22 protein-coding genes are annotated in these 24,250 nt (G+C 67.2%); 11 read left to right on the top strand and 11 right to left on the bottom strand.

The window, feature by feature from the left end:
• Positions 1-117: 117 nt before the first annotated feature.
• The 7 genes from ACYQ1Z_RS05085 to ACYQ1Z_RS05055 all read left to right on the top strand — a co-directional run bounded on the left by ACYQ1Z_RS05085 (position 118) and on the right by ACYQ1Z_RS05055 (position 7,621).
• Entirely contained in the window at positions 118-351 is a 234-nt protein-coding gene (locus ACYQ1Z_RS05085) for a hypothetical protein (RefSeq protein WP_459791416.1), read from the top strand.
• A gap of 11 nt (positions 352-362) precedes the next feature.
• Positions 363-2,846: a helicase-associated domain-containing protein gene (locus tag ACYQ1Z_RS05080; RefSeq protein WP_459791415.1), complete on the top strand. Its 2,484-nt coding sequence runs from the start codon at positions 363-365 to the stop codon at positions 2,844-2,846.
• Positions 2,847-2,859: 13 nt separating this feature from the next.
• The gene (locus ACYQ1Z_RS05075; RefSeq protein ID WP_459791414.1) at positions 2,860-4,506 is read left to right on the top strand and encodes a DNA repair helicase XPB; all 1,647 of its coding nucleotides are present in this window, start codon (positions 2,860-2,862) and stop codon (positions 4,504-4,506) included.
• Entirely contained in the window at positions 4,487-4,981 is a 495-nt protein-coding gene (locus ACYQ1Z_RS05070) for a DUF427 domain-containing protein (protein ID WP_459791413.1), read from the top strand. Before ACYQ1Z_RS05075 ends, ACYQ1Z_RS05070 begins: the two co-directional genes overlap by 20 nt.
• A gap of 56 nt (positions 4,982-5,037) precedes the next feature.
• Positions 5,038-5,748 (top strand): response regulator transcription factor, encoded by a 711-nt coding sequence (locus ACYQ1Z_RS05065; RefSeq protein WP_459791412.1) that lies wholly within the window; start codon positions 5,038-5,040, stop codon positions 5,746-5,748.
• 2 nt (positions 5,749-5,750) lie between these two features.
• A complete protein-coding gene (locus ACYQ1Z_RS05060) occupies positions 5,751-7,226 on the top strand; it encodes a sensor histidine kinase (protein ID WP_459791411.1) in 1,476 nt (491 codons plus the stop codon).
• Positions 7,227-7,333: 107 nt separating this feature from the next.
• A complete protein-coding gene (locus ACYQ1Z_RS05055) occupies positions 7,334-7,621 on the top strand; it encodes a WXG100 family type VII secretion target (protein WP_459791410.1) in 288 nt (95 codons plus the stop codon).
• Between the two features lie 20 nt (positions 7,622-7,641).
• Here ACYQ1Z_RS05055 and ACYQ1Z_RS05050 read toward each other — a convergent pair whose 3' ends face one another.
• Positions 7,642-8,682: an RNase H family protein gene (locus ACYQ1Z_RS05050; RefSeq protein WP_459791409.1), complete on the bottom strand. Its 1,041-nt coding sequence runs from the start codon at positions 8,680-8,682 to the stop codon at positions 7,642-7,644.
• Between the two features lie 249 nt (positions 8,683-8,931).
• On the opposite strand from ACYQ1Z_RS05050, the gene ACYQ1Z_RS05045 reads away from it, so the two are divergent.
• Positions 8,932-10,242 carry an ABC transporter substrate-binding protein gene (locus tag ACYQ1Z_RS05045; protein ID WP_459791408.1) on the top strand — a complete coding sequence of 437 codons (1,311 nt, stop codon included), beginning with the start codon at positions 8,932-8,934 and terminating at the stop codon, positions 10,240-10,242.
• A 112-nt stretch (positions 10,243-10,354) separates the two neighbouring features.
• Here ACYQ1Z_RS05045 and groL read toward each other — a convergent pair whose 3' ends face one another.
• From groL to ACYQ1Z_RS05020, 5 genes are all read right to left on the bottom strand, one after another.
• Positions 10,355-11,983, bottom strand: coding sequence for a chaperonin GroEL (gene groL, locus ACYQ1Z_RS05040; protein WP_459791407.1), 1,629 nt, complete (start codon positions 11,981-11,983; stop codon positions 10,355-10,357).
• Between the two features lie 288 nt (positions 11,984-12,271).
• A complete protein-coding gene (locus ACYQ1Z_RS05035) occupies positions 12,272-13,540 on the bottom strand; it encodes an ABC transporter substrate-binding protein (protein WP_459791406.1) in 1,269 nt (422 codons plus the stop codon).
• A complete protein-coding gene (locus ACYQ1Z_RS05030) occupies positions 13,537-13,743 on the bottom strand; it encodes a cold-shock protein (RefSeq protein ID WP_015936110.1) in 207 nt (68 codons plus the stop codon). The genes ACYQ1Z_RS05035 and ACYQ1Z_RS05030 overlap by 4 nt, the downstream gene beginning before the upstream one ends.
• A gap of 166 nt (positions 13,744-13,909) precedes the next feature.
• Complete coding sequence (locus tag ACYQ1Z_RS05025; protein ID WP_459791405.1) at positions 13,910-14,557, bottom strand: LytR C-terminal domain-containing protein; 648 nt, start codon at positions 14,555-14,557, stop codon at positions 13,910-13,912.
• A gap of 57 nt (positions 14,558-14,614) precedes the next feature.
• Positions 14,615-14,947, bottom strand: coding sequence for a DUF3263 domain-containing protein (locus ACYQ1Z_RS05020; protein ID WP_459791404.1), 333 nt, complete (start codon positions 14,945-14,947; stop codon positions 14,615-14,617).
• A 151-nt stretch (positions 14,948-15,098) separates the two neighbouring features.
• Here ACYQ1Z_RS05020 and ACYQ1Z_RS05015 point away from each other — a divergent pair, with 151 nt between their 5' ends.
• Together ACYQ1Z_RS05015 and ACYQ1Z_RS05010 are read left to right on the top strand one after the other, a co-directional pair.
• Positions 15,099-15,869 carry a uracil-DNA glycosylase gene (locus ACYQ1Z_RS05015; protein WP_459791403.1) on the top strand — a complete coding sequence of 257 codons (771 nt, stop codon included), beginning with the start codon at positions 15,099-15,101 and terminating at the stop codon, positions 15,867-15,869.
• A gap of 14 nt (positions 15,870-15,883) precedes the next feature.
• Positions 15,884-16,723, top strand: a complete 840-nt coding sequence (locus ACYQ1Z_RS05010; RefSeq protein ID WP_459791402.1) for a siderophore-interacting protein — start codon at positions 15,884-15,886, stop codon at positions 16,721-16,723.
• A gap of 58 nt (positions 16,724-16,781) precedes the next feature.
• On the opposite strand, the gene ACYQ1Z_RS05005 is transcribed toward ACYQ1Z_RS05010, so the two are convergent.
• The 3 genes from ACYQ1Z_RS05005 to ACYQ1Z_RS04995 form a co-directional block, all read right to left on the bottom strand.
• Positions 16,782-18,383 carry a threonine/serine exporter family protein gene (locus ACYQ1Z_RS05005; protein ID WP_459791401.1) on the bottom strand — a complete coding sequence of 534 codons (1,602 nt, stop codon included), beginning with the start codon at positions 18,381-18,383 and terminating at the stop codon, positions 16,782-16,784.
• Positions 18,384-18,415: 32 nt separating this feature from the next.
• Positions 18,416-19,726: a peptidoglycan bridge formation glycyltransferase FemA/FemB family protein gene (locus tag ACYQ1Z_RS05000; RefSeq protein ID WP_459791400.1), complete on the bottom strand. Its 1,311-nt coding sequence runs from the start codon at positions 19,724-19,726 to the stop codon at positions 18,416-18,418.
• Positions 19,727-19,846: 120 nt separating this feature from the next.
• On the bottom strand, positions 19,847-20,980 hold the full coding sequence (locus ACYQ1Z_RS04995) for a lipid II:glycine glycyltransferase FemX (protein WP_459791399.1): 1,134 nt from the start codon (positions 20,978-20,980) through the stop codon (positions 19,847-19,849).
• 90 nt (positions 20,981-21,070) lie between these two features.
• On the opposite strand from ACYQ1Z_RS04995, the gene ACYQ1Z_RS04990 reads away from it, so the two are divergent.
• Positions 21,071-21,613, top strand: coding sequence for a TspO/MBR family protein (locus ACYQ1Z_RS04990; RefSeq protein ID WP_459791398.1), 543 nt, complete (start codon positions 21,071-21,073; stop codon positions 21,611-21,613).
• Positions 21,614-21,646: 33 nt separating this feature from the next.
• Here ACYQ1Z_RS04990 and ACYQ1Z_RS04985 read toward each other — a convergent pair whose 3' ends face one another.
• The gene (locus ACYQ1Z_RS04985) at positions 21,647-23,101 is read right to left on the bottom strand and encodes an L-serine ammonia-lyase (RefSeq protein WP_459791397.1); all 1,455 of its coding nucleotides are present in this window, start codon (positions 23,099-23,101) and stop codon (positions 21,647-21,649) included.
• Positions 23,102-23,112: 11 nt separating this feature from the next.
• Complete coding sequence (gene gcvT / locus ACYQ1Z_RS04980) at positions 23,113-24,246, bottom strand: glycine cleavage system aminomethyltransferase GcvT (RefSeq protein ID WP_459791396.1); 1,134 nt, start codon at positions 24,244-24,246, stop codon at positions 23,113-23,115.
• Positions 24,247-24,250: the final 4 nt, after the last annotated feature.

The raw sequence follows: 24,250 nt of genomic DNA, 5'->3' as shown, positions 1-24,250 counted from the left end.
GTTGGTCTGTTCCTTCAAGGTTATCCTGCCCGGTGCCGGAATCCTGCTTTGCAGGCATGCGGTAACGGGTTCCGCAGCGTTACCGGCCGGCGCCGGCCGGGCGGTAGCGTTACGTCCATGACACCCTCGCGTTACCGGCGGCCCATCATGATCGTGGCGGCAGTCATTGCCGTGCTCTCACTCGCCGCCGTGGGAGCGGTGATGGCGCTGGCCTTCGCCGGCTCGGTGGCGCCTGCCTGGGTCACCTACCCGGCCCTGTACGGCCTGCCCGTCGCGTTCCTGCTCATGCTCTTCCTGGTCCTGGACAGTGTTGCCGGGCGCCGCCGGGCGGGAAAGCCTGACCAGCGGTAACGTTGGGATTGATGTCCCTCATTCGAGCGCTCAGCAAGGACCTGGAGGCGCGCACCGACGACTCGCTGCGTGCTTTGTTCGCTGCGCGGCCGGACCTGGTCTCTCCCGCCGTCCCCGATTTTTCCGCCCTCGCGGCACGGGCGAGTTCCCGGGTCAGCGTGCAGCGGGCACTTGAACGCCTCAACAGGCCACAGATGCAGGTGCTGGAGACACTGCACCTGTGCACCAACACCGACACCGGGCACAGCGCCTCAGCGGCGGGGCTGCGGAAGATGATTGCCGGTTCCACCGTCGCGGCCCTTGAACGGATCCTGGCAACGCTGCAGGAACTGGCGCTGGTGCACCGCGCCGCGCCGCCGCACGGGACGCCTGCCGCGAGCGGCAGGCAGCGGTACTACCTGCCCGTGGGCTGCCTCAAGGATGTGGTGGGCATCTACCCTGCCGGCCTGGGACGCAGCTACACGGAGCTGGTCCGGCTCCAGCCCGCCTTCGCCCAGCGCGCGGTGCAGCTGGTCTCCGAACTCCACCGGAGCGGTGAGGCGATCCAGGAGGCCACGACTCCGATGGAGGCAGCGCTGGCGCTGCAGCACTGGACGTCCTCGCCGGAGGGGCTGCAGGACATCCTTGCCGGAGCGCCGGAACGGACGACGGCGTTGCTCGCCAGGTTCCGCAACTGGGCCATGGGTGCCGTCCCCCAGGCGCAACGCAAGGCCTCCGTCACTGCGGAACCGGCCGACGTCGGGCCTGTCGGCTGGCTGCTGGCCCGCGGGCTCCTGGTGCCGCTGGACGCGGCCCACGTGGAACTGCCGCACAGTGTGGGGCTGTCGTTGCGCGGGGGCGTGATCATCAACGATTTCACCCTCGAACCGCCGGTCCCGGAACTGGGACGGACCACGGCGATGTTGCGACGGAACGCAGCCATGAGCGCCATCTCCGAGACCCTCCGGCTCGTGGGTGAACTCCTGCACGCGGTGCGGGAACAGCCCCTGGCAACGCTGCGCAGCGGCGGAGTGGGCGTGCGGGAGACACGGCGGCTTGGTGAGCTGCTGCGGGTGGACCAGGGGCGTGTGGGCGTACTGCTGGAGTTGTGCGGCCTGGCGGGCCTGATCCGGCTGGACGTGGATTCGTCCTGCTGGATCCAGCCGCCGGAACTGGAATGGCTGATGCTTCCGCGGCAGGAGCAGTGGCTTTGGCTGGTGAACGCATGGCTCGCCAGCGAGAGGGTCCCGTCGCTCGTGGGCCAGCCCGTGAACGGGGCGCAGGGGCTGCCCGGGGCGCACCGCACGGCGGCCGGGAGCACCATCGTTGCACTGTCCGCCGAGCCGCAACGCCCCGACGCTCCGGTGATCCGTAAACGCATCCTGGAGATCCTGCACGAGCTCACCGCGGAGGCGGCGGCCCCGGACGGTACAGCGCCCGTGCTCGACGCCGCCGCCGTCCTCCAGCGCGCCGAGTGGGCGCAGCCGCGGATGGCGCGGCGCTTCAGCTCGTTGATCAGGGGGGTCCTGGCCGAAGCGGAACTGCTTGGCCTGGTGGGATCCGGAGCATTGACCCAGCTGGGCAGCGCCTTCTCCGAAGACGACCCGGACGCGGCGCTGGCCATTCTGGGTGAGCACCTGCCTGCGGCCCTGAACCATGTGCTCCTGCAGGCCGACCTCACGGCCGTGGCGCCCGGGTACCTGGCTCCCGAACTGACCGGCAGGCTCCTGGCCATGGCCGATGCCGAAGGCCAGGGCCCTGCCACCATTTACCGGTTCTCCGAGAGTTCCGTCCGCCGCGCGCTTGACTCGGGCTATGACGCCGCCGGACTGCTGGAGTTCCTCCGGGAGCACTCCGCCACCGCGGTGCCGCAGCCGCTGGAGTACCTCATCGAGGACACCGCTTCACGGCATGGACGGATCCGGGTGGGACAGGCGGCCAGCTTCATCCAAAGCGACGACGAAGCGGCGCTTCTGGAGCTCCTGGCCGGTCCAAAAGCCGCTGCCCTCGGCCTGGTACGGATTGCCCCTACCGTGCTGCTGTCCACTTCACCACCCCGCGAAACAGCCCAGGTCCTGCGAAGCCTCGGACTCTCTCCCGCCGTCGACGGGATGGACGACCCCGCCGTCCGGCTCCGCCGCCCCTCTGTCCCGCAGGAAACCCTCCGGCCGGTCTATACGCCGCCGCGGTCGGCGCCCGCGGCTGAGGACGTGGACGCCCAGCTGGCCGTGCTGCGCCAGGCGGGGGCCGCCGTCGTGCATCCTTCCGGAGGCGGCCCAACCGGGGAACTCGCCACGCAGCTGGGGCTGGAGGCCCTGCAGCGTGCCATCAGGTTGAAGCAGCGGATCAGCATGAACGTGGTGGACAGCCTGGGGAATGCCAACCTGGAAACGGTTGTTCCCTTATCGGTGAGCGGCGGACGTGTCCGGGTGTTTGATCCCGCCAGGGAAACGGAACGGGTCCTGTCCATCCACCGGATCATCGATATTGAGGCTGCAGAGGAACTGCGCCAGTGAAGGACTTCCCCGCGTGAACGACGGACCCCTGATTGTCCAAAGCGATAAGACCATCCTCCTTGAGGTCGACCATGAGCTGGCCACCGAGGCAAGGCATGCGATTGCGCCGTTCGCCGAGCTGGAGCGTGCACCCGAGCACATGCACAGCTACAGGCTGACCCCGCTGGGGCTGTGGAACGCGCGCGCCGCCGGGCTGGACGCCGAAAAGGTCCTTGACACTCTGCTGAAATACTCGCGCTTCCCCGTGCCGCATTCCCTGCTGATCGACATCGAGGAGACGATGTCGCGGTACGGCCGCCTGCGCCTGGAAAAGGATCCGCAGCACGGACTGGTGATGCGCACGGATGACTACCCGGTGCTGGAGGAAGTGATCCGGGCCAAGAAGATCCAGCCGCTGCTGGGGCCGCGGATCGACGGCGAAACGGTAGTGGTGCATGCGTCGCAGCGGGGGCAGCTGAAGCAGCTGCTGCTCAAGATCGGCTGGCCGGCGGAGGACCTGGCCGGGTACGTCGACGGGACCCCGCACCTGATCGCGCTCAACGAGGAGGGGTGGCAGCTGCGCCCCTACCAGCGTCTGGCGAGCGAGAATTTCTGGGCCGGCGGCAGCGGCGTGGTGGTGCTCCCCTGCGGCGCCGGCAAGACCCTGGTGGGTGCGGCGGCGATGGCCACGGGTTCCACCACCACGCTGATCCTGGTCACCAACACGGTGGCGGCCCGGCAGTGGAAGGACGAGCTGCTGCGGCGGACAACCCTGACCGACGACGAGATCGGGGAGTATTCGGGTTCGGTGAAGGAAGTCCGGCCGGTGACGATCGCCACGTACCAGGTGCTGACCACGAGGCGCGGCGGCCTGTATCCGCACCTGGAGCTGGTGGACGGGCACGACTGGGGCCTGATCATCTACGACGAGGTGCACCTGCTGCCCGCACCGATTTTCCGGATGACGGCGGACCTGCAGGCCCGCCGCCGGCTCGGGCTCACCGCCACCCTGGTCCGGGAGGACGGCCGGGAGGGCGAGGTGTTCAGCCTGATCGGGCCCAAGCGCTACGACGCGCCGTGGAAGGACATCGAGTCCCAGGGGTACATCGCCCCCGCCGACTGCGTGGAGGTCCGGGTGGACCTGCCCAAGGATGAGCGGGTGGCGTACGCCATGGCCGACGACGCCGACAAGTACCGGCTGTGTTCCACATCGGAGTCCAAAACCCGTGTGGTGGAGGAGCTGGTGGCCCGGCACGCCGGAGAGCAGCTGCTGGTGATTGGCCAGTACATTGACCAGTTGGACGACCTCGGCGAACGCCTGGATGCGCCCGTCATCAAGGGCGACACGTCGGTGAAAGTGCGGCAGAAGCTGTTTGACTCGTTCCGGGCCGGTGAGATCCAGACGCTGGTGGTGTCCAAGGTGGCCAACTTCTCCATTGACCTGCCGGAGGCGTCCGTGGCCATCCAGGTTTCCGGGTCTTACGGGTCCCGGCAGGAGGAAGCCCAGCGGCTGGGCCGGCTGCTGCGGCCGAAGAAGGACGGGCGCGCGGCACGGTTCTACTCGTTAGTGGCCCGTGACACTTTGGACCAGGACTTCGCCGCCAAACGGCAGCGGTTCCTGGCCGAGCAGGGGTACGCCTACCGGATCATGGACGCCAAAGATGTCCAGACAACGGACTAGTCCCGGCCCGGGCCAGGAGTCGGTGTGGGACTACCCCCGGCCGCCGCGGGTCGAACCAAGCACCGAGCGCATCCGGGTTTTCCTGGGCGGGGAGCTGATCGTGGACACCGCGGACTCACTACGTGTCCTCGAGACCAGCCACCCGCCCGTCTACTACCTGCCGCGGTCCGCATTCAGCCCCGGCTCCCTGGAGCCGACAGGCGGCACCAGCTTCTGCGAGTTCAAAGGGTGGGCGCGCTACCTCACTGTGCGCGGCGGCGAAGCCGTGGCGGAAAAGGCCGCCTGGTACTACCCGGATCCCGTCAAGGGTTACGAGGTGTTGGCGGACCGGGTGGCTGTCTATCCGGGCAGGATGGACTACTGCGAGGTGGACGGCGAGCGCGTGCGGCCGCAGGCCGGCGGCTTTTATGGAGGGTGGATCACGGACCGGGTTGTGGGTCCTTTCAAAGGCGAACCCGGTACTCTGGGTTGGTAAGCAGTCTTTCATGAAACGTCCAGACAACTCCCAGAGACTGGGAGCATGATGGGAGCATGAACAAAAACGGCCCAGAAGCGAAGCTCCTCGTCGTGGACGACGAGCCCAACATCCGCGAGTTGCTCTCCACCTCGCTGCGGTTCGCCGGGTTCGAGGTAGTCTCAGCGGCCAACGGGCGGGACGCCCTGGCCGCCGCGGACACGCATTCACCGGACCTGGCCGTACTGGACGTCATGCTTCCGGACATGGACGGGTTCACGGTCACCCGCAAACTCCGAGCCTCCGGCAAGCACTTCCCCGTACTGTTCCTGACCGCCAAGGACGACACCGAGGACAAGGTCACCGGCCTCACCGTGGGCGGCGACGACTATGTCACCAAACCCTTCAGCCTGGACGAGGTCGTAGCCCGGATCCGCGCCGTGCTGCGCCGCACCCAGCCCCTCCTGGACGACGACGCCGTGATCCGCGTCGGTGACCTGGAGCTCGACGACGACGCGCACGAAGTACGCCGCGGCGGTACCGTCATCGAACTCTCCCCCACCGAGTTCAAACTGCTGCGGTACCTCATGCTGAACCCCAACCGGGTACTGTCCAAGTCCCAGATCCTGGACCACGTCTGGGAGTACGACTTCAACGGCGACGCCTCCATTGTGGAGTCCTACATCTCCTACCTGCGCCGGAAGGTGGACATCGACCCAGACGCTCCGGCCCTGATCCAGACCAAGCGCGGCGTGGGTTACGTGCTTCGGACGGCTGAAAAGCGCTGACCTTGCTGGAACGGTGGAAATCGTCCTCGCTGAGGACCCAGCTGGTGGCCATGATCATGGCCCTGCTGATAGTGGCCCTGACCGCGACGGGCGCAGGCACCTTGACCCTGCTGCACAGCTACCTCCAGGGCCAGGTGGATGACAAACTGTACGCCGCCGTCGACCTTGCGCAGGAGCAGCAGTCGTTCACCCAGCTGCAGGCACCAAACCCCATGGTGCCCACCGACTACTCACTCATCCTGTTCCGGTCCGACCAGGAACCGTACACGTTCGGCGGCGACCCCAACGTCCATCCGGAAATCGACTCGATGACGGTGGAGCAGGCGCGGGCTCGTGGGAACGCGCCGTGGCAGGTGCGCGGCACGGACGGCGAAAACTGGCGCGTGGTCGCCGTGACGGTCCTCAGCAACAACCGTCCAGCGGTGGTGGTCATCGGCCTTCCCCTGCAAAGCGTGGACGACGTCCTCAAGCACGCCACACTGGTGGTTATCGGGGTCGGCCTCCTCACCCTGTTCCTGGCCTCCCTCATTGCGAGCTGGACGGTATCGCGGGCCTTCCGGCCACTGGCACGAGTGGAAAAGACAGCAGCAGCCATTGCCGCCGGCGACCTCTCACGGCGTGTCGAGGTGGAAAACCCTGCGACGGAACTGGGCCGGCTCAGCAGTTCGCTGAACGCCATGCTCGCCCACATCGAAACCGCCTTTGCGGCCCGTACCGCGTCCGAAGCACGAATGCGCCGCTTCGCCGCAGACGCCTCCCATGAGCTGCGCACCCCGCTGGTCACCATCCGCGGCTTCTCCGAGCTGTACCGGCACGGCGCACTGGCCACCGACGAGGACGTCGCCACCGCCATGGGCAGGATCGAAAGCGAGGCGAAGCGCATGGGTTCCATGGTGGAGGACCTCCTTCTGCTCGCCCGGCTCGATGAGCAGCGGCCGCTGCAGCAGAAACCGGTGGACCTGCAACTGGTGGCCCATGACGCCGTGGTGGACACCCAGGCCAGTGACCGTTCACGCCTCATCTCGCTGACCGGGCTCGACGGCGGCCCGGCCGCCCCCGCACCGGTACTCGGCGACGAAGCCAAGCTCCGCCAGGTGGTTGGCAACCTCGTGGGCAACGCCTTGCGGTACACCCCTGAAGGCAGCCCCATCGAGCTGGCCGTTGGCGTCCGGACAATGGAGGGCGAGGCCCGTTCCGTCATCGAGGTCCGTGACCACGGCCCCGGCATCTCCGAAGAGGACGCTTCCAAGGTCTTCGAGCGCTTCTACCGCGCGGACACATCCCGCACGCGGGAAACCGGCGGCAGCGGACTGGGACTGGCGATCGTCGCTGCGATCGTTGGTTCGCACGGCGGTTCGGTCCGGGTGGAAAATACCGACGGCGGCGGCGCCACCCTTGTGGTCAGCCTGCCGCACCGCAGCGAAACGCCGACGCCGGCAGGCGCCGAGGGCAGCGACGGCGAGGTTGTCCACATATAGCCTTTGTCCGTGGCGGCGCAGACGGGCACGTCCCTAGGCTCGAAGGGCAGCCCGGAACAGCCGGGCGGGGCAGCAGACGCTGCCCACCATTGGGGAAAGGCACCGCCATGAGCATCATTTCCGTCGATACCGAACTGCTCCAGCTGAAGTCCGCCAACGTGCAGGCCACCATGGACAGGATCAGCGCCGACGTCCAGGCCATGAAGTTCGGACTCGACGAGCTCCAGGGCTCGTGGCGCGGCTCCGCGGCCACCAACTTCCAGGCGCTGATCGCCGAGTGGACCATGACCCAGGGAAGGGTTGAGGCGTCCCTGGCCTCAATCAACGCCGCCCTGGCGTCGGCCGCTGCCACCTATGTCCAGGCCGAGCAGGGTAACACCCAGCGCTTCAGCTGAGTGAGACGCCGCCCGGGTGGCTAGGCTTCCGGTGTTCCCTGGTGGAACCGCAGGCGCCACCGGTCGCCGTCCAGGACCCACAGCGAACTCCGCAGGATAGTCCCGGTCCGGGTGAAGCTGCGGTAGGTGAGGAGCACCGCTCCGGTGCCGATGCGCTCCGATCCAAGGATCTCGATGTCGGCCCGCTCCCCCGGATCCTCCTCGAGAGCCATCATCATCGCGTCCCGGGTCCAGACCCGGCCGGAGCTGCCGATTTCCATGAAGTCCGGGTGGAGCAGGACGGCTGTCCGTCCGATGTCACCCCGTACCAGGGGCCCCAGCAGCTCGCGCTCCAGCTCCTCCACGAGGGCTTCGGGCGGGGCGGCCTGCCGCTTGGCCTCGGCGACATCGAACGAGTTGCTCTCCAGCTCGCTGAACAGGTCCGGCTCATCCGCGCTCGTGAAGGCACCCCCTCCCGCTGCCTGCGGTGATGCCACGGCGGATCCCGTTTCTCCCTTGCGACCCAGTAACGCTGCCCCGGTACCGGTTGAGGGTGCACCGGAAGCTCCGGGGGCAACAGCCTGGGCAACAGGGGCCGCCCCCGCCGGGTGGTGGCCGCCCGGGAAGCCCGGGCCCGACCTGGCGGCAACGCCCTGCTGGTAAGCGGTCGCCGCGGCGCGGGCGCGTTCGTCGGCAGCCTCGTTCAGCTCGTGGCCGGCATGGCCCTTGACCCATTCGAAGGTGTACTTCCGCCCGCTCAGTTCGCGGTCCAGTTCTTTGAGCAGTTCGACGTTCAGGACAGGTTTACCGTCGGCCTTGCGCCAGCCCTTGCGCTTCCAGCCCGGCATCCACTTGGTGATCGAGTTGATGACGTACTGGCTGTCGCAGAGGATGCGAAGGTCCTCCCCCGGCAGGTGGGCCGTGGCCCGGAGCAGGTCCAGGACTGCCATCAGCTCGCCCTGGTTGTTGGTGCCGTGGGGCCAGCCTCCCGCCCGCCAGCACTCATCATTCACGTACCAGGCCCACCCGGCAGGACCCGGGTTTCCCAAGGCCGAACCGTCAGCCGCTGCAGTAATCGTCACCGGTCCATCCTGCCAGACCTGCACGACAATGGGAGCACTTACAGGAAGCCTGCTGCAGGATCGGGAGATGGCGACGTGGCAGCGGTGCTGGAAGCTTCCGCCCAACTTGCGGGAAAACGGTTACCCAAAGTCCTTGACGTGGACCGCGGCCTCGGGGAACAATCTCAATTACCAAATGAGAAAACGCTTTCTCGACCGGGCGCGGTTGGAGCACCGCCGGCGGAAAGCGCACCAGGAAGGCACACATCAATGACGATTCGGACTGTCACCCGGCGGAAGTTCCAGCTCGGCGCCGCGGCCCTCGCCCTCTCCATCCTCGCCACCGGCTGCGGCGCGTCCGGCGGTTCCGGCAGCAACGGGCAGGTCACCCTGCGGTTCGCCTGGTGGGGGAACGAATACCTCAACGCGCAGACCGAGAAGGTTATCGCCGCATTCGAGGCGGAGCACCCCAACATCAACATCGAATCCGAGCCCGGTGAGTGGGGAAGCTACTGGGACAAGCTGGCTACCAAGACGGCCGCCAACGACGCACCCGACGTTATCCAGATGGACCAGAAGTACATCGCCGAGTACGGCGGCCGGGGCGCGCTCCTGGACCTGGGCAAGCAGGAGGGCATCGACGTGTCCAAACTGGACAAGGAAGCCCTGGCCTCAGGCCAGTACGACGGCGCGCAGTACGGCCTGAGCACCGGCCAGAACGCGTATGTCATCATGGCGAACACCAAGGTCTTCGAGGCAGCGAACGTTCCGCTTCCGGATGACACCACCTGGACCTGGGATGACTTCATCGACACAGCGTCGAAGATCAGCGCAGCAGGGGACGGCAAGAACTACGGTGCCGCGTACGGCAGCAACGAGGCAGACCTGATCATCTGGCTGCGGCAGCACGGGGAAAACCTGTACTCCCAGGACGGCAAACTGGACTTCGACACCGCAACCGCTGCCTCGTTCTGGGAGCGGCTGAAGGAGCAGCGGGACTCCAAAGCCAGCCCGCCGGCGACGGTGGCCACCGAAGACTCCGGCGCCGGACTGGAAGAAAGCCTGTTCGGCACCAACCGGGTGGGCATGGCCTGGTGGTGGACCAACCAGCTCGGCTCACTGGAGTCCACCACGGGCAGCGGCATCAAAATGCTCCGGGCACCCAGCGTCGACGGGGCTGCCGCCAACAACGGCATGTACTACAAGCCAACGATGTTCTGGTCAGCCTCATCGCGCTCCAAGCACCCGGAGGAAGCCGCCACCTTCATCAACTACCTGGCCAACAGCCCGGAGGCCGGCACGATCCTGATGACTGACCGCGGCGTCCCCACCAACTCGGAAATCGTGGAAACCATCACCCCGGACCTGAAGCCCGCGGACACCACAGTCGTGGCGTTCCTCAAGGACATTGCCCCCGACATGAAGGAAGCACCGCCGGTGCCGCCGGTGGGTGCCGGCAGCGTGCAGAACGTCATCAAGCGTTACACGGACGAGGTGCTATACGACCGGCTCACGCCGCAGGCAGCCGCTGAAGCCTTCAAGAAGGAAGTCGAAGGAATGCTCTCAAGCGCCCGGAAGTAGCACCAGACCACCAGTAGCACCAAAGCATCAGTAGCAACTGAGCACAAATGCGGCCCCCTCCGAGGAGGGGGCCGCATTTGTTTGTTTCAGCGGGACTGGCCCGGCAGGAGGCTTAGAAGCCGCCCATGCCGCCCATCTCGTCGCCGCCGCCAACGGGGGCGGCGTTCTTCTCGGGCTTGTCGGCCACAACTGCCTCGGTGGTGAGGAAGAGGCCGGCAATGGAGGCCGCGTTCTGCAGGGCAGAGCGGGTCACCTTGACCGGGTCATTGACGCCGGCGGCCAGCAGGTCGACGTACTCGCCGGAGGCTGCGTTCAGGCCGTGGCCTGCGGGCAGTCCGCGGACCTTGTCGACGACGACGCCGGGCTCGAGGCCGGCGTTGAAGGCGATCTGCTTCAGCGGGGCGTCGATGGCAACGCGGACGATGTTGGCACCGGTTGCTTCGTCACCGGACAGCTGCAGGTTGGCGAATGCCTTGGCACCGGCCTGGATGAGGGCCACGCCGCCACCGGCGACGATGCCTTCCTCAACAGCAGCCTTGGCGTTGCGCACAGCGTCCTCGATGCGGTGCTTGCGCTCCTTGAGCTCAACCTCGGTGGCGGCACCGGCCTTGATGACTGCAACGCCTCCGGCCAGCTTGGCCAGGCGCTCCTGCAGCTTCTCACGGTCGTAGTCGGAGTCGGAGTTTTCGATCTCGGCGCGGATCTGGGCCACACGGCCGGCGATCTGGTCGGCGTCGCCGGCACCTTCGACGATGGTGGTCTCGTCCTTGGTGACAACAACCTTGCGTGCCTTGCCCAGGAGTTCCAGGCCGGCGTTCTCCAGCTTCAGGCCGACTTCCTCGGAGATGACCTGGCCGCCGGTGAGCACGGCGATGTCAGCGAGCTGTGCCTTGCGGCGGTCGCCGAAGCCCGGAGCCTTGACGGCGACGGACTTGAAGGTGCCGCGGATCTTGTTGACGATCAGGGTGGCCAGGGCCTCGCCCTCGATGTCCTCGGCAATGATCAGCAGCGGCTTGTTGGACTGCATGACCTTTTCGAGGACTGCAACCAGTTCCTTGACGTTGGAGATCTTGGAGTTGACGATCAGGATGTACGGATCCTCGAGGACCGTTTCCTGGCGCTCTGCGTCGGTGACGAAGTAAGCGGAGATGTAGCCCTTGTCGAAGCGCATGCCCTCGGTGAGCTCCAGCTCCAGGCCGAAGGTGTTGGATTCCTCGACGGTGATGACGCCTTCCTTGCCCACCTTGTCCAGGGCTTCAGCGATCAGCGCACCGATTTCGTCGTCACCGGCGGAGATGGAGGCCGTGGCTGCGATCTCTTCCTTGGTTTCGATTTCCTTGGCGGAGTTCAGCAGTTCGGCGGTGACGGCGTCAACGGCCTTCTCGATGCCGCGCTTGAGGGACAGCGGGTCGGCGCCGGCAGCAACGTTGCGCAGGCCTTCCTTGACCAGGGCCTGGGCCAGCACGGTTGCCGTGGTGGTGCCGTCGCCAGCGACGTCATCGGTCTTCTTGGCAACTTCCTTGACCAGCTCGGCGCCGATCTTCTCGTAGGGATCGTCCAGCTCGATCTCCTTGGCGATGGAAACACCATCGTTGGTGATCGTGGGGGCGCCCCACTTCTTTTCGAGGACGACGTTGCGTCCACGCGGGCCGAGGGTGACCTTAACGGCGTCGGCGAGGGTGTTCAGGCCCCGCTCAAGGCCGCGGCGTGCCTCTTCATCAAATGCAATGATCTTGGCCATAACGGCAGTAGTCCTTTCGGGACAGTCGTTAAGATTGAACCTTCGCTGCAGTGCCCGCGACGGACGATCCTTCGCCAGTGGCCTCTGTATGCCCCCGGGTGCGGATCTCACTCCAGTTAGGTGTTTCTTCGCTCATCGACCGCTGCCTCGCGCCGCCGGCCGGAGCAGGCGCCGCTTTAGCAGTCGGTACGTCAGAGTGCTAAGTCAATAATTAGCACTCTGCACCTGAGAGTGCAAGCGAAGGGGCCTGGGATTAGCCAGTCCGGCAGGTGGATTCGCCGACGGCGATCAGCCGGCGGCCCGCCCGGCTGTTTCGCTGCCGCTGGCTTTGGGAAGGTTGTCCGGGCCGTAGGTGAACACTGAGAAGCCCGCCGTGGTGATGTCCCCATTGGCATCGAAGGCAATGGGGCCTGACTCGCCGTCGTAATTCATCGCCGTGCCGGCACCCAGCCCGGCCACGCAGTCCTTGTAGGTGGAACACGCCGCCGCGGCGGGAGTTTCACCCGCGGCGCCGCCGGAAACGCCTACCAGGTTGGCAGCGATGGAGCGGCCGGCGTCGTCCTGGGCTTTGGCCGCGGCCAGCGCGGCGAGGGTGACGGCGTCGTAGGCCTCCGCCGCAAACGAGACATCCTTCAAGGTGCTATCGACGGCGAGCAGGCGCTCCTGGAAGCCTGCAGAAGGGAGCCGGCCGGGGACCAGGGCGCGGGCACCGTCCAGCGCCCCGGCGCCGAGCCGGGATCCGTACCGGGCGAATGCGCCGTCGCTGAGGATGATGCGGGAGCCTGCGACCCCGGCGTTGGCGAGCTCGGCCAGCGCCCCCTGGGAGCCATCGCGGGCCACAAGGACCACGGCATCAGCGTTGGCCTGTCCTGCCGCGGCGGCAGCCCGGCCCGCCTCGCCCGGGGTGAACACCTCAGTGACCGGGACGTCGAGGCCTGCCTGAGCGGCGGCCTCGGACACGGCTGTTGCCACGTCCTTGCCGTAGGCGCCCTCCTGGTAAAGCACGGCAAGGGAGGCGGCTCCGGCGTCCTTGGCCAGTTTCGCCAGCACGGGCGCCTGCGCGATGTCAGCGGCTGCGGTGCGGAAGTAGAAACCGCCCGACTCGGCGCCGGTCAGGCCCGACGCCGTGTTCGCGGGGGAAATCAGTGGCGTCCGTGCGCGGGAGAGGACGTCGATGGTGGCCTCGGCGTTGCTGGAGTCGGTGGGCCCGATCACCACGTCCGCCTTCGCCGCCACCAGGGCATGCGCCTGGGCGGCGGCATCCAGGGCTTCGTCCACGGGCAGGAGTTCCACCGGCCGGCCCTTGTGCCCGCCGGCCGCGTTGATTTCCTTGACTGCGAGCTTGGCCGCGGCCAGTTGTGGCGCGTTGAGGAAGGAGCTGTCACCGGTGCTGTCCAGGACCAGGCCCACCCGCAGGATGCCGTCGCCGGAAGCCTCCACGGGTTCGATGCGGGCGTTGCCGGTTACCCCGGAGCACGCCGTGGCGGCCAGGAGGGCGCAGGCTGAGAGGGCCAGTGCCGGACGGATTCGGGCGGCAGGAAAAACCGGATGCTTCACTCGGCCGGCCGGACGCTTTCAGCCTGCGGGCCCTTTTCGCCTTCGCCGACTTCGAGTTCGACGCGCTGGCCCTCGTCGAGCGCCCGGTAGCCTTCACCCTGGATTGCGGACCAGTGGACGAAGATGTCGTCGCCGGACCCGTCAACGGTGATGAAGCCGTAGCCCTTCTCCGCGTTGAACCATTTCACGGTTCCCAGTGCCATGCTGACCAACTCTTTTCCGTTAAGACCGGGGCGGGCGCCGGGCGGGGCGTTTCCTGCCCCGGAGCGACGCCTGAATGTCACTCTAGCCAATGCCTGTCCGGCCCGCAGGAGGCCCCGGGCGGGGCCGGCAAAAGTTATTCAGGCGTAACCGGGACCTGGCTGGAGGTTACCTGTAGCCGGGGCCGAGGACCACAACCAGGGGGCCCTGGAACTCGGTGCTGCTGACCACAGTGGGTACGCCCAGCAGCCGGGCCAGCGCCTGGGCGTTGGCCAGCTGGGCGGGCCCGGCGTAGAAGATGGTGGAGCCCTGCTGTGGCGGGCCCGCCCAGTTGCCCACCTGTCCCAGCGTCCAGCCGTCGGCCTGGACGGTGCCACCCACCCGGCCGGCCAGCCCTGCAGTCCCGGCAGCGTTGTACACGGCGACGGGCTGGGACTTGTCGAGGAGGACGGGTGCCTGGGATGGCGTTGTGGGTTCGGGCTCCGCTTCGGCGGTGGGGGCGGGGTCGCTGGAGGCCGTCGGCGAGGCCGGCGCCGGCGTTGCCGTTTCAGCGCTGGCCGCCTGCGTGGCGCCGGCGTCGGCAAGCGGAGCGGCTTCCTGGCTCGACGATGCAGCCGACGCCTGGGCATCCGTGCCGCTGAAGCCCAGCTTGGGAAGGATCAGGAAGGACACCACGCCAATGGCCAGCGCCACGACGCCGACGGCAAGGATGGGCCACAGCCGCGCCTTCGAGGGGGCAGCGGCTGCGCGGTGGACGCCTTGTCGCGACGAGGCCTCGGGGACCTTGTCGAATTCATCGCGGGCGTAGTTGGTCATGGATGACTTCCTCGGGAAAGTGCTGGCGGGGAGGCGGGAGGTCCTGGATTGGGATTCCTAGGCGTCGGACCCCAGGCGCCGTGCGGTGCGGGCGCGGTGGCGCGACGTGCGCAGCCTGCGCAGCCGTTTCACCAGCATAGGGTCATGCGCCAGCGCATCCTCACGGTCAATCAGCGCGTTGAGCAGCTGGTAGTAGTGCGTGGCGGAGAGGTCGAAGAGCTCGCGGATGGCCTGTTCCTTGGCTCCCGCGTACTTCCACCACTGCCGCTCCAGGGCCAGCATCTGCTGCTCGCGGTCACTGAGCGGGGAGTCCCGCGGCGTGAAGCCGTCCAGCAGGCTGTTCCGTGGTTCCTGCTCCGGCAGCTCGTGTTCCCGGGCCGGTTCCGCCACGGCACACTCCTTTGCTGGTTAGGGAAAATGTCTCACCTCTATGCTACGGATGAATAACACGTGTGTCATTTGCGCGGCTGTCCCGCCCGGGTGCCCGCGGGCGTCCGGGTTGACCTGCAGGAGCCCCGTGCTGCCCTGCAAGAATGGGATGATGTTTGACTCAGACGCCTTGTTCGAACTGGACCACGAACCGGCGGGCACGGAGGGCTTTGCGGAACTGGCACTGCTGCCCCTGGACGAACTCGTCGCTCCCGACTGGGCCGAAGCCCTGGTGGGCGTGGAGGGCGAACTCCGGGCCGTCCTGCGCTTCCTGGCAGCCGAGGTGGCCGCCGGGCACCAGGTGCTGCCGTCGCCGTCGAACGTCCTGCGCGCCTTCCGCCAGCCGCTGGCCGCAGTGAAGGTCCTGGTGGTGGGGCAGGACCCGTACCCCACGCCGGGACACGCCGTCGGCCTCTCCTTTGCCGTGGACAAGCGGACGCGGCCCATTCCGCGGAGCCTGGCGAACATCTACAGAGAACTGGAAGACGATCTCGGCATCCCGGCCAGGGTCCACGGCGACCTGTCGGCGTGGACCGACCAGGGCGTGCTGCTGCTGAACCGGGTGATGTCGGTGCGCGCGGGGGCCGCGGGCTCGCACCGCGGCAAGGGCTGGGAAAAAATTACGACGGCGGCCGTTGCGGCGGTTGCCGCCCGGCGGGGCCCGGACGGCGCACCGATGCCGCTGGTTGCGCTGCTGTGGGGCAAGGAAGCGGAGTCCGTCCGCCCGCTCCTGGGCACAACCAAGGTGGTTTCCAGCGCCCACCCAAGTCCCTTGTCCGCCTCGCGCGGCTTTTTCGGCTCCCGCCCGTTCAGCCGCGTGAACCAGCTCCTGCAGGAGCAGGGTGCGCCGGGCGTAATCTGGGAACTGCCGCCGGCCCCCTAGCTTAGGCTTGCCTTATGAGCACTGTTCCCGCCGCCACGAGCGCCACCAGGAAGAGCCGTCCGCAGGTCACCCTCGAGGTGCTGCGCCGCGAGCAGCTGTCCCCGCACATGGTCCGGATCGTGGCCGGTGGCAAGGGGTTCGCGGACTTCGTCGATAACGGTTTCGCGGACCGCTACGTGAAGATCGTTTTTCCGCAGCCCGGAGTCCAGTACCCGAAGCCCCTGGACCTGTGGACAATCCGGGAAACCATGCCCCGTGAACAGTGGCCCTACACCCGCACCTACACCCTTCGCCGGGTCGACCAGGCAGCAGCGGAACTCGCCATCGACTTTGTGGTGCACGGCGACGACGGCCTTGCCGGACCGTGGGCCGCCAAGGCACAGCCCGGGGACACGCTGACCTTCACCGGCCCCGGCGGCGCCTACAACCCCAGCCCGGACGCCGACTGGTACCTGTTTGCCGGCGACGAGGCCGCGCTGCCGGCCATCGCCGCCGCACTCGAGGCGCTGCCCGCGCACGCCGCCGGCCTGGCATTCCTGGAGGTCGACTCTGACGCCGACGTCCAGCCGCTCGCGGCCCCCGCCGGCGTGGCCGTTACTTGGCTGTTCCGCGAGGGTGTTCCCGCCGGCTCCAGCAACCTGCTGGTCGACGCGGTGGCCGGTGCCCAATGGCCGGACGGGACCGTCGACGTCTTCGCCCATGGGGAGCGCGGGTACATGAAGGCCCTGCGGGATGTCTTCTTCACCCAGCGCGGCCTGGACCGCCGGCAGGTCTCCCTGTCCGGCTACTGGGCGCAGGGCAGGGTGGAGGATGTGTTCCAGGCCGAAAAGAAACTGCCCGTCGGGCAGATCTGAGATTGCCGGCCGGATCCCCGCAGCACCCCGCCACGAAGCCCCAGCATCAGGGCATCGGCTAGCGGCGACGCGCCCTGCGCCGCTCGTTGCTGGCCAGGTTGCGGGTGAAGGGCCGTGCCAACGTGTCACCCAGCACGATGCCTCCCGCCGCTCCGAGCACGATCGCGCCGGCGCTGAGCATGCCTCCGGCTCCCAGCAGGATTTCCGCTTCCTCGACGGTGAGGACGTACATCGACCGGAAGATCGTGAGGCCTGGAAGCAGGATCAGCGCTGCGGGTACGGCGACCACCAGTTGCGGCGCGCCCAGGCGCAGGGCTACCACCCGGGCCAACAGGCCGATGACGACGGCGGCGAGGGCGGGCGAAAACCGGTCGCCGATGCCCAGTTCACCGCCTGCGAGCAGGACCAGGTACCCGGCGACGCCCACGCCAGCGGTGGGCAGCAGCAGCTGCCAGGTGGTCTGTTCCGTGACGCCGATGGCTATGACGGCCACGGCCACAAAGATCACCAGGACCCACAGGTCGTAGGCGGGCGGGAAGGTCTGTGTGACGTCGATGCGCTGCAGCCCCGTCAGCTCACCGACCACGAAGGCAACCGCGATGCCGGCCACAATCGCGCCGAACGTCAGCAGGGTGGACAGGAACCTGCCGGCGGCCGTAACCGGGAAGCCGTTGATGGCGTCCTGGACCGAGGACACCAGGCGGCCGGTGGGCAGCAGCAGCAGGATGCCGCCCACCACCACAATGGCCGGCGAGGCGGTCAGCCCGAACTGCCACAGCAGCAGGGCCAACTGCGTCACCACGAACGAGCAGCTGGCGGTGATGAAGAAGTCCGGCACGCGCCACCGTCCCAGCTGGCGGGCCAGCAGGCTGACGCCGATGTTCGCCACAAACGCTATGGCAGAGGAGACGGGCCCGCCGCCAAGAACGCCCACGAACACGGCAGCGAAAACACCGAAAGCGGCCGTGACCATCCAGCGGGGGTACGGCTTGGGGCTGGTGATCGCCTCGTTCAGCCGGCGGACGGCTTCGTCACGGCCCACTCCCCCGGCCACAATGTCCGTCACCAGCTGGTGGACCTTGGCCAGGCCCGCATAATTGTTGGTCCAGGACCGGACCACGCGCAGCATCGCGATCGGGGTCTGGTCCTTGGGGGCGTAGTTGATGCCGACAGACTGGTTGGTGATGTCCACCTCGATGTTCTTCAGCCCCAGGGCCGCGGTGACGGCGATGATGCTGGTTTCGACCTCCAGGGCACCGGCCCCGTACCGGAACATGGTTTCGGCCAGGTGGAGGGCGAAGTCAAGGGTTTTGCGTGCGGAGGTGTCCACGCTGCCCACCTGGATGGTGGGGTTGGCGTAGGGGCTTCCGGCGAGCCGGTCGACGATGCTGAGCGGCGCCGTCGGCGGGTTCTCCCCCTGGACCAGGCGCCGCAGCATCCTCCGTGCGGCGGCGTTTTGCCGCACCTGTGCGGCCGTCAGCGGTTCGGTCTTTGGCAGGCCGTCCGTGTGCGGCCTTCCACCTGCCCGTTCGGCCCCTGACTGTTCAGGGCCTGCCTGTCCGGGGCCTGACTGTTCAGGGTCTGCCTGTCCGGGGCCTGCCTGTTCAGCACCTGCCGGCCCGGTTCGCTGGCGGTGTGGTCGGTCCGGTCGGTCGGTCATGGTCCCCTAATCCCCGGGTCGTGCGGTCGGAATCAACGTTTCAGCGGCAGCTTGCCCAACACTGTACGGGCAGCCGAGGCGGCCGCACGGGCAAACCGGTTCGCGTGGAACACGGCGGGCCGGACGGGCAGCACGAAACCGCCCACCAGCTGGACCACTTCGCCCCCGAAGCCCTTCTTGAACTCGTAGCCCCCGTGGCCTTCCTGGTCCTGGCCGGAAATCCCGAACGTTCCGTAGAAGTTGTACCGGGGGTAGCCCTTCTCGAGGGCGTGCAGCATCATGCCCCAGTACAGCGAGGTAGCGCCGTTGAAGTAGATGTAGTCCTGCACGGTGCCGCCGATGACGCACACCACCTCGTCGCCGTAGCAGACGAAGTGGATGGCGGCCACCGTGGCGACCCCCACGGAGTCGGGGAAGCGTTCAATGTCCTTGAGGCTGCGCTCATAGCTGTCCACAAGGTCCTGGACCACTTTGAGCCGGTTGGCTTTTTTCTTGCTGCCGGTTTCCTCCACCTCGCGGCGGAGCTCCGCGGCCGTGGCGGACTCTTCGGCCAGGCGGTCCGTGATGGATTTCCGGTAGGCCGGAATGTCGATCTTGGCCATCATGAGTTTGGTGAACTCGGAGGACGTGGTGCGGAGCAGGTGCTCGTAGTAGGCACGTTCACGGTAGACGAAACCCTTTTCGTCCCCGGCACGGCTGAGGGCGCCGTAGAAGTCGTCCAGGGTTTCGAGGGTGGCCTGTTCCAGGAACACCCCGTTCTTTTCCGCTTTGCGGATGGCTTTGCGGGTGCGGTAGCTGGTGCTCATGATGAGCTCCTCCGCGTCCTGGATGCCTTCGAGGCCTTTGACGAACATCCAGTTGACGTCGACGAAGTCCATGTCCAGGCCCTGGTGCCGGAAGCCGAGCCGTTCCAGCTGCGCCACCAGGGGACGGTTGTCCTCGACCTCCGGATGTTCGGCGCCGTCCTCATCACGGGCGACGTATTTGAGGTTGGGTGAAATGCGCAGTTCCGCCGCCTTGCCGGCGGCGGCGTGCCTGCGGAGAAGTTCGACGACGGCGCGCACCAGTTCAGGGTCCGCATAGTCCATCAGGGGGCCCTTGGCGCATTCGCACACCGTGTACCCCAGCCGGGTGGTGGTGTAGTTCAGCTTGCCGGCAGCCACCAGGTCTCCCCCGCGGCGGACGCCGAACAGCTCCACCCGCTGCCCGCGGGCGCGCTGGAACCGAGCGAAATCCACGGACTGCAGGAAGCTGTTCTGCGGGTGCTTCAGCGCGTACGCCTCGAATTCTGCATCGCTGAGGACCGAGAACTCGAGGTCGGTGGCGGTGGGAGCTGTACTCACGTAGTTACCTTCTTCAGGGTTTCGTCGTGGCGGGCTGGACAGCCGCGGTGCGGGAAGGGGTGCAGGCGGGGGCCGCCGTCGTTGTTGCGCGGTGGCCGCCCGGGGCGGAAGCTGCGGCGGTCAGTAGAACTGCTGGCCGGTGCGTGCCGTCTCGATGCGGCGGAACACACGCTCGGCACCCTTGACCCACAGGCGGTGCTTGAGCGGCGACAGCACATAGTCGTGGCAGCCCACGAAGTCAGTAACCGTTTTGGTGAAGCTCGTTTTGAACATGCCCATGCCGTAGAGGTTGTGTGACTTGTCCTTGATCCGGGCGGCCGGAGGCGTGCCGCAGAAGTCGTATTCCGTGCAGCCCAGTTCCTGCATGCGGCGGATGGCGGTCCACTGGACCAGGTGGGAGTCGCCGTACTGCTTGCGGTTCTGGATGGAGCCGCCGTCCTTGTAGGTCGCTTTGGAGCCGTAGTTAATGACGAAGGCGCCCACGCTGGGCTTGCCGTCCTCGTAGGCGAAGAAGAAGCTGCCCTGGCCGCGGTTGCAGAATTCGTCCCAGAAGGCGGCGTAGTAGCCGTAGTCGCGCAGCGGCATGGAGCCCTTTGCGTTGACGGTGTTGACCATGAGGTCGTACAGCGCCCGGTACGTGTCCGGCCCGTGTTCCTTGCGGACCACTTCGCAGCCTTCCCGTTCGGCGCGGCGGACTGCGTTGCGGGCGCGGGAGGAGATGGCCTTGAAGACCTCTTCTTCGGATGCTGAGATATCCAGGAGTGCGGTGGAATCGTTGGACTGGATGTTGGGTGCCTTGACCAGCCCGGCGGCCGCCAGCTGTGCCCGGGCCTCGGCGGAGTCGACGATGTCCGGTTCGATCTTGATGGTGAAGACGTTGAGCTTGCGGCTGCGGCTGAACGCCGCGCACGCGCCGAGGGCTGCCTTCAGGTCTCCCGCGGACGCCAGGTCAGGGCCCTTGATCAGGTACCAGAGCCGGCCGAGCACGGGAAACTTCCTTTCCAGCACCAGGTTGTAGCTGGCAATGCCGGCAGCCTCCAGGACCAGGAAACGGACCTTCCAGCCGCTGCCGTTCTTCACCGACGCGTAGGCGGCGGACTGCAGCATGTTGCCGCCGTTCGGGTTGGCCGTGACGTGCTTGTCCCAGTTTTCAATTTCCTCGTCGGTGGCAAAACGGGCGGTGAATTCTCGCAAGGGGGCCGTGTCCAATCGGGTTGATGCGCGGTTTCGGTACTCGTAGCTGTGGGCGGACATGCAGCCTCAAGTCTAAAGCCTGCAGCGGTTCCGGCTTGCCGCCGGGCCCTGTGCCTTGACGCGGACACGGGTGCTCGGAAGGGTGGGGTTATGAATCCAGCGCGGGAACAACTTCAGCCAACTGCCTCCAGCCGCCCGCCCTACAGTGCGGGCAAGCAGGTGGCGGCGCTGGCCGGTTTCCTCGCTGCGTCGTACCTGGTGGCCGCACTGGGCGGGTTGGCTTCGGCCAGCAACGTGGACGGCTGGTACGCCACGGCGGCGAAGGCACCCTGGACGCCGCCGAACTTCGTATTCGGGCCGGTCTGGACCCTGCTGTATACGGCGATGGCGGTGGCTGCCTGGCTGGTCTGGCGGAAACGGCCGGCCAACCGCAGGACGGCGCTGACTGCCTACGCCGTTCAACTGGTCCTGAACCTGGCCTGGACGCCCATGTTCTTTGGGCTGTACCCGGCGCTGGGCACCGCCGCGCTGTGGCTTGCGCTGGCCATCATCGTGGCGCTGATCGCCGCCGTCGTCCTCACCGTGCTGCAGTTTGGTCCCGTCAGCCGCACCGCAGGACTCCTCCTGTTGCCTTACGTGGCGTGGCTGGTGTTCGCCTCCACGCTCAACCTGTGGGCGGCCATCAACAATTAGCGGATCCCGAAGCCAGCCGGGGCGCGGGTGGTGTCAGCATTCGACGACGTTGACGGCGAGGCCGCCCATGGCGGTTTCTTTGTATTTGTCGCTCATGTCCTTGCCGGTTTCGCGCATGGTGATGATGACTTCGTCGAGGGAGACGCGGTGGGTGCCGTCGCCCCAGAGCGCCATTTTCGCGGCATTGATCGCCTTCGCGGCAGCGATCGCGTTCCGCTCGATGCACGGGACCTGCACCAGCCCGCCGATCGGGTCGCACGTCAGGCCCAGGTTGTGTTCCATCGCGATTTCCGCGGCGTTTTCCACCTGAGCGGGGGTGCCGCCCATGACCTCGGCCAGGCCCGCGGCGGCCATCGACGACGCCGACCCGACCTCGCCCTGGCAGCCGACCTCGGCCCCGGAGATCGAGGCCTGCTCCTTGTACAGCACCCCGACCGCGCCCGCGGCCAGCAGGAACCGCACCACCACGTCCTCCCGGTCGGCCCGGGTGGCCTGGTCCATGCCGGGGGCGAAATGCAGGGCGTAGAACAACACCGCCGGGATGATCCCGGCCGCCCCGTTCGTCGGGGCAGTCACCACCCGGCCGCCCGAAGCGTTCTCCTCGTTCACCGCCAGCGCGACCAGGTTCACCCACTCCTGCCAGTACCGGGGATCAAACGACACCCCGCCCAGGTCCCGGTCCGTGTCATCGCCGGGGTTTTGGCCGGTTTCCTTGCACGCGCTTTCTTTTTTCAGCCGGTCGAACCAGTCCGGGGCGCGGCGGCGGACCTTCAACCCGCCCGGCAGCAGCCCCTCCCGCCGCAGGCTGGTCTGCACGCAGGCTTCCATCACCGACCAGATATGCAGCAAACCTGCCCGGATCTCATCCTCGCCCCTGGAAACCTTCTCGTTCACCAGCATCACGTCCGCGATGCCCAGGCCGGTGTCCCGGCAGTGGGCCAGCAGCTCCGCGGCGGTCCGGAACGGCAGCGGCAGCTCGTTCTTGGACGCGTCCAGTTCCTGCTGCGCGGCTTCTTCCCCGCCCTCGCGCACGATGAACCCGCCCCCGACCGAGAAAAACGTCGCGCTGTGCAGCACCTCCCCGGCCGCGTCGGTCACCGTGAACGTCATGCCGTTGGTGTGCCGCGGCAGCACCGTCAACGGCCGCAGCACCATATCCGTGACCCCGTACGGCAACGGCAGCGAACCGGCCAACTGCACCATCCCCGTCCCGGCAATCGCGGCCAGGCGTTCCTCCACCTCCGACGGCAGGATCAGCTCCGGATGGAACCCCTCCAGCCCCAACAACACAGCGGTCATCGTCCCGTGCCCATGCCCGGTCGCCGCCAGCGACCCATACAAGTCCACCCGCAACCCCGCCACAGACCCGAGGACACCCAGGCCCTGAAGCTCCTCCGCAAACACAGCAGCAGCCCGCATCGGCCCCACAGTATGAGACGACGAAGGACCAATCCCAATCGAAAACAGATCAAAAACACCAACAGCCACGGAGAGGTACCTTACTTAGCGCGCTTGTAGAACGGCAGTTCGACCACCTCGAAGGGCTCGGCCTTGCCACGGAGGTCGATGTCCAAAGCGGTGCCCACGGCAGTGTGTTCGACGTCGACGTAGGCCATTGCGACCGGGTAGCCGAGCGTGGGCGAGGGCTGGCCGGAGGTGACTTCGCCGACAGTGGCGCCGTTCTTGAGGACGGGGTAGTGGGCGCGGCCTGCGCGGCGTCCGAGTCCCTTCAGTCCCACGAGCCGGCGGCCGATGGTGACGCCGGTGCCGGCTTCCTTCCTGGCTGCCAGCGCAGCCTTGCCCACGAAGTCGCCTTCCTTGGACAGCGCGACGACGGCTCCCAGGCCGGCGCTGAACGGGTCGCCCTGCAGCGAGAGTTCATTGCCGTACAGGGGCATGCCGGCTTCGAGCCGAAGTGAGTCGCGACAGGCCAAGCCGGCCGGTGTGAGCTCGCCTTCGTCGGCCACGGCCAGGAGTGCCTGCCAGAGGCCGGCAGCGGCCCCATTTGCCACGAAGATCTCGAAGCCGTCCTCGCCGGTGTAGCCGGTCCGGGCCACCAGGAGATCCTGCCCGGCACCGCCCACCAGGACTGGAACCTCCACAGCGGCGTAGTACTTCAGTCCGGTGATGTCGCTGTGCCGGTCGGCGGGAACGAGGCGCAGCAGCAGTTCCTCGGCCTTGGGTCCTTGAACCGCGATGAGGGAAGTCTCCGCTGATGCATCCCGAACGGTGACGCCAAAAGCAGCGGCGCGGTCCGCCAACGCTTCTGCCACAACCTGGGTGTTGCCCGCGTTCGGCACCACCAGGAACGTGTCCTCTGCCCGGCGATATGTGATGAGGTCGTCGATGATGCCGCCGTCCTCGTTGCAGATCAGCGAGTATTTGGCCTTGCCCACCGGCATGGCGGAGATCCTGCCCACGAGTGCGTAGTCGAGGAAGGCGGCGGCATCGGCCCCGGTGACCCAGACTTCGCCCATGTGGGAGAGGTCGAAGAGGCCTGCCCCCTTCCGGACGGCATGGTGTTCGGCGAGCTCGGAGCTGTATTTCAGGGGCATCTGCCAGCCGCCGAAGTCGGTGAACGAGGCGCCCAGTTTCTTGTGCTCGTCGTAAAGGGCCGTGTACTTGTCGGTCATGGTG

This window comes from Arthrobacter sp. AD-310 (genome assembly GCF_054656615.1).
This window is presented reverse-complemented; position numbering and strand designations above follow the sequence as displayed.

What these genes read in the sequence shown, in the direction of transcription:
- ACYQ1Z_RS05085 (WP_459791416.1), top strand. Translation starts at nt 118, where the DNA reads ATGACACCCTCGCGTTACCGGCGGCCCATCATGATCGTGGCGGCAGTC.
- ACYQ1Z_RS05080 (WP_459791415.1), top strand. Translation starts at nt 363, where the DNA reads ATGTCCCTCATTCGAGCGCTCAGCAAGGACCTGGAGGCGCGCACCGAC.
- ACYQ1Z_RS05070 (WP_459791413.1), top strand. Translation starts at nt 4,487, where the DNA reads ATGTCCAGACAACGGACTAGTCCCGGCCCGGGCCAGGAGTCGGTGTGG.
- ACYQ1Z_RS05065 (WP_459791412.1), top strand. Translation starts at nt 5,038, where the DNA reads ATGAACAAAAACGGCCCAGAAGCGAAGCTCCTCGTCGTGGACGACGAG.
- ACYQ1Z_RS05055 (WP_459791410.1), top strand. Translation starts at nt 7,334, where the DNA reads ATGAGCATCATTTCCGTCGATACCGAACTGCTCCAGCTGAAGTCCGCC.
- ACYQ1Z_RS05045 (WP_459791408.1), top strand. Translation starts at nt 8,932, where the DNA reads ATGACGATTCGGACTGTCACCCGGCGGAAGTTCCAGCTCGGCGCCGCG.
- groL (WP_459791407.1), bottom strand. Translation starts at nt 11,983, where the DNA reads ATGGCCAAGATCATTGCATTTGATGAAGAGGCACGCCGCGGCCTTGAG.
- ACYQ1Z_RS05030 (WP_015936110.1), bottom strand. Translation starts at nt 13,743, where the DNA reads ATGGCACTGGGAACCGTGAAATGGTTCAACGCGGAGAAGGGCTACGGC.
- ACYQ1Z_RS05025 (WP_459791405.1), bottom strand. Translation starts at nt 14,557, where the DNA reads ATGACCAACTACGCCCGCGATGAATTCGACAAGGTCCCCGAGGCCTCG.
- ACYQ1Z_RS05015 (WP_459791403.1), top strand. Translation starts at nt 15,099, where the DNA reads ATGTTTGACTCAGACGCCTTGTTCGAACTGGACCACGAACCGGCGGGC.
- ACYQ1Z_RS05010 (WP_459791402.1), top strand. Translation starts at nt 15,884, where the DNA reads ATGAGCACTGTTCCCGCCGCCACGAGCGCCACCAGGAAGAGCCGTCCG.
- ACYQ1Z_RS05005 (WP_459791401.1), bottom strand. Translation starts at nt 18,383, where the DNA reads ATGACCGACCGACCGGACCGACCACACCGCCAGCGAACCGGGCCGGCA.
- ACYQ1Z_RS04995 (WP_459791399.1), bottom strand. Translation starts at nt 20,980, where the DNA reads ATGTCCGCCCACAGCTACGAGTACCGAAACCGCGCATCAACCCGATTG.
- ACYQ1Z_RS04990 (WP_459791398.1), top strand. Translation starts at nt 21,071, where the DNA reads ATGAATCCAGCGCGGGAACAACTTCAGCCAACTGCCTCCAGCCGCCCG.
- gcvT (WP_459791396.1), bottom strand. Translation starts at nt 24,246, where the DNA reads ATGACCGACAAGTACACGGCCCTTTACGACGAGCACAAGAAACTGGGC.